General features: G+C 35.6%; 1 protein-coding gene. It reads right to left on the bottom strand.

Annotated features, from left to right (window positions below):
• Positions 1-896: formimidoylglutamase (hutG, locus tag ACFVSH_RS26515; RefSeq protein WP_387708796.1), on the bottom strand; the 896-nt coding region annotated here is incomplete at its 3' end.
• Positions 897-1231: the final 335 nt, after the last annotated feature.

A 1231-nucleotide genomic window follows, 5' to 3' on the forward strand; every position in this document is an offset into this window, starting at 1 on the left:
GGTTTTACAGTGCGATTATCATGATCTAATGACGGATTTACTTCACAGATATCAAATGAAATGGTTTTCGGATGTGAAGTGATTTTACGAATTAACTGCCTAACCATTTTTCCAGAAAGACCAAATGAGGAAGGTGCACTAACACCTGGTGCTTCAGAAGCTTTAATAACATCCATACAAAGCGTTAAAATAATATGATCATGTTGATTCATAAAATTCAGAATTTCATTTTCATTTTTCTCGGAAATTCCATCTGCCAATTCCTCTTCCAATATCCAGGAACAACCAAGTGAAGTTGCAGTGTCAAATAATTTTTTTGTATTTCCATAACGTTGAATACCAATAGGCAAATAACTAGCTTGATGATCATGATCTAATATTTGTTTAAACATCGTTCCAGAAGAAGTTATTTCTTCATATGAGCGTAAGTCAAAATGAGCATCAATGTTAAGGATGCCTATCTTAGCCTGGGGTCCTACACTCGACCTGATCCCTAGATAATGACCATATAAGGTTTCATGTCCGCCCCCCAATATAACAGGAAACATATTTTTAGTTACTATTTTCTCTACGTGACTTCCTAATTCAGCTTGTGCTGCTTCTAACTGTTGACCTTCACAAATGATATTTCCGAAATCAACTAGACTATCCTCTGCTTGACCGTGCCAAGATAAAGAAGATAAGGATTTACGTATTTCATCGGGAGCTTCTTTGCTTCCAAGTCTTCCTTTATTCCTGCGTACGCCCTCATCACAAGAGAACCCTATTATTCCACATGCATGATTTATTGAAGTTATTTGATTATCTTTAACTATTTGATGAATTCTATATTCATCTTTATCTACTAGACTATCTGTTCTGCCTTTCCATAAATCCATATTCGGTAATGCATACATTTATTTTTCCTCCCCATTAATAAAAATACTTCATATGTGCAATCGCCAATCATTCGGGTTGTACAATATTAAAAGATCTGGTGCAATGACTTTTCCTTTTAGTTTTCGTTAAACGTTGATGGGCTATTGACTTTTACAACTTGATGCATTTTGCACATCCCGCTTCCACTGCACTGTAACTCCCAGTCCAGCACCGTAAACCATTATGGTGTAATATCTGCATTCCCTCCATTCTGCTTAATGGTTGTACTGCAATATTAATTAAGCAAGTTTCATGCCAGGATCATCGCCTTAAAAACAGTGGATAATAAAGATATATTCAAAATAAAAAGTAG

The sequence above is a fragment of the Peribacillus sp. NPDC058002 genome (assembly GCF_042886655.1).
Taxonomy (GTDB): domain Bacteria; phylum Bacillota; class Bacilli; order Bacillales; family DSM-1321; genus Peribacillus; species Peribacillus aracenensis.